We start from the raw sequence: 2,184 nt of genomic DNA, 5'->3' as shown, positions 1-2,184 counted from the left end.
TGTCAAGCGACATTTAAAAATGACCATCTGCGCCAGATAAAAATGACCAGTTTGGTGTGAGCATTTCACTAAAAAATGGTAGTTTTTTCGGTGGTTATTTTTAAGCGTCCTCCTTTGGCTTTGGTTTGATTTTCGGAGGGGTCGGTAATGAGATAAAGCCCTCTTTCTTTTTATCTTTGAGGCGGAATGAATCACCTTGGATATTGACGACGACACTGTGATGCAGTAGTCGATCAAGGATAGCGGTTGTAATGATGGCATCATCGTTAAATATCTGTGTCCACTTACTGAATGGCAGGTTAGATGTCAGAATGGTTGAACCCCTCTCATACCGTCTTGAGATCACTTGAAAGAAGTGATTGGCATCTTCACGGTTCATAGGAAAATAGCCGATTTCATCAATAATCAGAAGCCGTGGCATCATGACGATTCGTTTGAGGTATTCGTTGTAGCGTTTGGCTTTTTTAGCCTCTTGCATCTGAATTAGAAGATCGGACGCGGCAATAAACTTGGTCTTGATACGGCTTTGGGCGGCGATAACCCCCAGTGCAATAGAGAGATGGGTTTTACCCACACCGCTGGAGCCTAAGAGGATAATGTTTTTTGCCTCTTGGACAAATGATAGTCCTGAGAGTTCCATGATCTGCTGCTTGTTTACCCCTAATGAGAAATCGAAATCGTATTCTCCCAATGTCTTAATAGCGGGGAACCCTGCAAACTTCATCAGCGTCTTAGCACTGCGTTCATCACGCCCTTGTGCTTCGATAGCGAGGAGTTGTTCGGTGAACTCTGAAAAGCTCATTTCACTTTTTGAGGCTTGATCGATGAGATGGGAGCAATGCTCGGCAATAAAGGGGAGCTGTAAACGATTACACAGTTCGGCGATCCGTTCGTTTGGATAACTCATGCGATACTCCTGACAACACTGAGAAGCGTTGCCGGGATCAACAGATCATAGTAATCCAGTGATATTGGCGGCTCTTTACTCTTTTCCTTTTTAGGGGTTAGCGTATTGGTCGGTATCGGACGCTGGGGCTTGGCGTTGGCGAGTTGTAACTCTTCGTGAATACGTAGGCTTGCAACGGTGTAATCGATAAACGGCAAGCTCATCAACTTATCTTGTTCAACTTCCTTTAACAGATCAATCGGTTTGGCGAAAGTGCTTTGGTGGATGCGAGTATTCGCTACGTTATCGAGCCATTTAGCCACTTCGGCATTGGCAATCTCTTTGGTTAGGGTGAGGGAACGGAGCAATAGTTTCGCTTTAAGCGGTTGGTGAAAGCTGTGGCGTAGATAGCGGTTGAATCGCTCTACTTTCCCTTTGGTTTTTGCCCGATACGGTCGGCACATACGAATTTCGAAACCGTAGTGTTTGGCGAAGTCTTGGAACAACGGATGGAACCTATGTTTCCCTTTGCCGTAATAGTTGCGCTGAAGGATCACGCTCTTCATGTTGTCGTACAGACCTTCTCGAACCACACCGCCGAAATACTCAAAGGCGTTTTTATGGCATTCGATCAGCGTCTCAACTTTTTCATCGCTGACATACTCCACATACGACATCCGTGAATACCCAAGTGTCGCCACAAATGCCGATATTCCCTCTTTGGGAAACTCGACCCAATCGACTTGCATCTGGATACCCGCTTCGGTTTCAAACCGAATCAGCGGTTCTTCTTTTTTCGCAGTATCTGCACGTAGTTCCCATGCGGCAATAGAGCGTTGCAATGTCCGAAGACTCCCCGTATATCCTTGACGTTTGATTTCTTCATACACCGATGATGCGGGGATAATATCCCCTGAACGTTTACCCGCTTCGATCATCTCATATGCCAATCCGATAAACGGATCGGCTTGGCTCCCTTTGGGGGTTCTAACCTGTACCGGTCTCACACCATCGGGTAATCGCAAATACTTCTTAACGGTATTGCGGCAAGCTCCCACTTGACGAGCAATCTGAGATATACTCAGCCCTTGCTTCTTTAACTTCTTTATCATCCTATATTCTCCGGGTATAAGCACAAACCGCAAGCCTCCTCTATCCATTCAAAAAAAGAGAACCTTACTACGTTTCCTCTCTTGATTCAAATAGTAATTTGCTTACGATTTCAAATAAAAAATGCTTATCCCAATCCAGCCACTTTTATATTCCTCTAAGTGGTCATTTTACCGTGTCGTTTGACA

2 protein-coding genes are annotated in these 2,184 nt (G+C 45.2%); both read right to left on the bottom strand.

Features of this window, described 5'->3' with window-relative positions:
• Positions 1 to 100: 100 nt before the first annotated feature.
• A complete protein-coding gene (gene istB, locus JU82_RS07335; protein ID WP_037948762.1) occupies positions 101 to 907 on the bottom strand; it encodes an IS21-like element helper ATPase IstB in 807 nt (268 codons plus the stop codon).
• Positions 904 to 1,998 carry an IS21 family transposase gene (gene istA / locus JU82_RS07330; protein WP_294892504.1) on the bottom strand — a complete coding sequence of 365 codons (1,095 nt, stop codon included), beginning with the start codon at positions 1,996 to 1,998 and terminating at the stop codon, positions 904 to 906. Before istA ends, istB begins: the two co-directional genes overlap by 4 nt.
• Positions 1,999 to 2,184 lie beyond the last annotated feature (186 nt).

Source organism: Sulfuricurvum sp. MLSB, from assembly GCF_000747095.1.
GTDB lineage: Bacteria > Campylobacterota > Campylobacteria > Campylobacterales > Sulfurimonadaceae > Sulfuricurvum.
This window is presented reverse-complemented; position numbering and strand designations above follow the sequence as displayed.

Bases quoted from the DNA above. Each gene is read 5' to 3' on its own strand.
- istB (WP_037948762.1), bottom strand. From the start codon at position 907: ATGAGTTATCCAAACGAACGGATCGCCGAACTGTGTAATCGTTTACAG.
- istA (WP_294892504.1), bottom strand. From the start codon at position 1,998: ATGATAAAGAAGTTAAAGAAGCAAGGGCTGAGTATATCTCAGATTGCT.